Genomic DNA, 2,669 nt, shown 5'->3' with positions numbered 1-2,669 from the left:
CGGTGAAACGGTGCGGCTTGTTGGTCACCACGCCCCACTTGAGGCCACGGGCCTCGATTTCATCGAGCATGGCGGACACGCCGTCGAACAACGCGGTGGTCTCTGCCAGGCATTGGTCGTAGTGCGCCAGGAAGGCCGTGCGCAGGGCGTCGAATTCGGGGTGGCCGGGGCGGATGTCCAGGCCCACACCGATCAGGCCGCGTGCTCCCGCCGAGGCGTAGGGACGCAGCATGTCCAGCGGCAGTGGTGCGAGCCCGCGGTCCAGACGCAAGCGGTTGAGTGCGCCACCCAGGTCGCCTGCCGTGTCGGCCAGGGTGCCGTCGAGGTCAAACAGGACGGCGGTGGCGGGGTGCGGCCAGGCGATGGAACCGGTCAGTGCCATGCTCAGCCTTGCAGGGGCTTGCGGCAAGCCACCATGTAGTTGACGCTGGTGTCGCCCGAGAGCCAGTAGCGGCGGGTGATGGGGTTGTATTCCAGGCCCTTGAACTGCACCAGCTCCAGGCCGGCTTCGCGGATCCAGCGGGCCAGCTCGGCCGGGCGGATGAAGCGCGAGAACTCGTGGGTGCCCTTGGGCAGCAGCTTGAGCACGTACTCGGCGCCCACGATGGCGAACAGGAAAGACTTGGGGTTGCGGTTGAGCGTCGAGAAGAACACCCAGCCGCCGGGGCGGGCCATGCTGGCGCAGGCGCGGATGATGGACGACGGGTCGGGCACGTGCTCGAGCATCTCCATGCAGGTGACGACGTCGAAGGCGCCGGGCTGCTCGGCGGCCAGGTCTTCGGCGGCGATGCTGCGGTACTCGAGGTTGGCCACGCCGCCCTCCATGGCGTGCAGCTGGGCCACCTTCAGGGGCTTGTCGGCCAGGTCCACGCCCAGCACCTTGGCACCACGGCGAGCCATGGATTCAGCCAGGATGCCGCCACCGCAGCCCACGTCGAGCACGTTTTTGCCCGAGATGGCGGCGAACTGGTCGATCCAGTCCAGGCGCAGGGGGTTGATCTGGTGCATGGGACGGAATTCGCTCTCCGGGTCCCACCACTTGTGGGCCAGGTCGGAAAACTTCGCGAGTTCTTGGGGGTCGGCGTTGATCATGGGCGACATGCTACCCAATGCCGGGCGGTTTGCGCGCGAGGTGGCTCAAGTCATGCCTGATTCAGCGGCAGGGCGTTTGCGCCGCAGGCGATCAGCTCACGTCGTTGCGACCGGCTTTACGTTGCCAGCGGTAGAGGGTGTTGCGGCTGATGCCCAGGCGTCGCGCCGCCTCCGACATGTTTCCCTGCGTGGCCTCGATGACCTGGCTGATGGCCTGGCTGGACAGGCGGCGAAGGTTGGTCTCGCCCACGTTGGTGTCCGCTTGGGAGGGCGGATTCGATGCCGCCCCGTGGGGTGGCTGTGGCGGCCTGATGCCATCGGCAGCATGCAGCTCTTCGGCCATGTCTTCTGGCAGGTGAGACCAGTCGAGGTCCCTTGCATCGGAGGGCAGCAAGGCGCAGGCGGTTCGCAGCAGGGCGTGGAGCTGTCGCAGGTTGCCGAGCCAGGCGTGCTGGCGCAGGGCAGTGAGCAGGCCCGGGTGCACGCCCTCGATGGCCGGGCGACCCATTTCGCGGGCGATGCGGCTGAGCATCTCGTGCAGCAGTGCGTCGAAGTCCTGCCGCTCGCGCAACGGGGGCAGGGTCACGCTCAGGCCGTTGAGTCGGTAGTAGAGGTCCGCGCGGAAGGTGTTGCAGGCGATGGCGTCCTTGAGCCGTTGATGCGTGGCACTCACGAGCAGGAAGTCGACTGGCGTGGCCTGACCGCCGCCCACAGGCACAACGGCCTTGTCCTGCAGCACGCGAAGCAGGCGAGCTTGAAGTGGCAGCGGCATGTCCCCGATTTCGTCGAGGAAGAGGGTGCCGCCGTGGGCCTCGCGGATGCGACCTGGTGAGCCCTCGCGGCGCGCGCCGGTGAAGGCGCCTCCGACATAGCCGAAGAGTTCGGCCTCGATCAACTGCTCTGGCAGGGCCGCGCAATTGACCGCCACGAAGGGCTTGCCCGCCCGGGGGCCTTCTTCGTGCAGGCGGCGTGCGAGCACCTCTTTGCCGGTGCCTGATTCGCCCTGGATCAGCAGCGCGATGCCTTGCGCCTGCACGCGCCGGGCGCGTGAGAAGGCGTCGGCAACGCGTGGGTCCATGGCGGTTGGCTGACAGGGGGCCTGGACGACGTCAGGCCGCGCGTCCCGCTTTGCGGGGTGCGTCGCTGTTGGCGTTTGTTCGCGGATCGGTGGGCACGTGGCGCAGCCGCTTTGTGTGGTGGTGGGCGTCGGTGCGCGGGCCTGGATCACCACGCGCTCGGTGCCGTCCAGCCGAGCATGCAGGGCCTGGCCGCCCCGCGAGCCCTGGAGCACGCGCACCCGTCCCGGCGGCCACAGGCCCAGCCCGGTGCCGGTGAGCTGCTCCAGCGTGCAGGCACCGATTCGGTCTGCCGGCAAGGCCAACCACTGTTGGGCCAGGGGGTTGGCGCCCACCACCCAGCCGTCTTCCGACAGCGCGACCAGGCCCTCGCCGACGCCGCCCAGGCCCTCGGCCAGCGGGTGCAGGCGCAGGATGCGATCGCCAGCGTGGCGGGCGTGGAAGAGCCGGTCTTCGATCATGCGGGCGGCCGATCGCACCAGCGCGAAGGTGTGGGGGTGG

The 2,669-nt window shown here is 68.9% G+C and carries 3 protein-coding genes; all 3 read right to left on the bottom strand.

Annotated elements, in window-relative coordinates:
* Nucleotides 1-382: HAD hydrolase-like protein (locus B2W70_RS00305; RefSeq protein WP_286741917.1), on the bottom strand; the 382-nt coding region annotated here is incomplete at its 3' end.
* 2 nt (nucleotides 383-384) lie between these two features.
* Entirely contained in the window at nucleotides 385-1,092 is a 708-nt protein-coding gene (gene ubiG, locus B2W70_RS00300; RefSeq protein ID WP_286741916.1) for a bifunctional 2-polyprenyl-6-hydroxyphenol methylase/3-demethylubiquinol 3-O-methyltransferase UbiG, read from the bottom strand.
* Nucleotides 1,093-1,183: 91 nt separating this feature from the next.
* On the bottom strand, nucleotides 1,184-2,669 hold a 1,486-nt coding region (locus B2W70_RS00295; RefSeq protein ID WP_286741914.1), incomplete at its 5' end, for a sigma-54-dependent Fis family transcriptional regulator.

Origin of the sequence: Aquabacterium sp. UBA2148, from assembly GCF_002328915.1 — a bacterium.
Lineage (GTDB): Bacteria > Pseudomonadota > Gammaproteobacteria > Burkholderiales > Burkholderiaceae_C > Aquabacterium > Aquabacterium parvum.
This window is presented reverse-complemented; position numbering and strand designations above follow the sequence as displayed.

Excerpts from the sequence above, each read along its gene's own strand:
- ubiG (WP_286741916.1), bottom strand. The coding sequence starts at position 1,092 with ATGATCAACGCCGACCCCCAAGAACTCGCGAAGTTTTCCGACCTGGCC.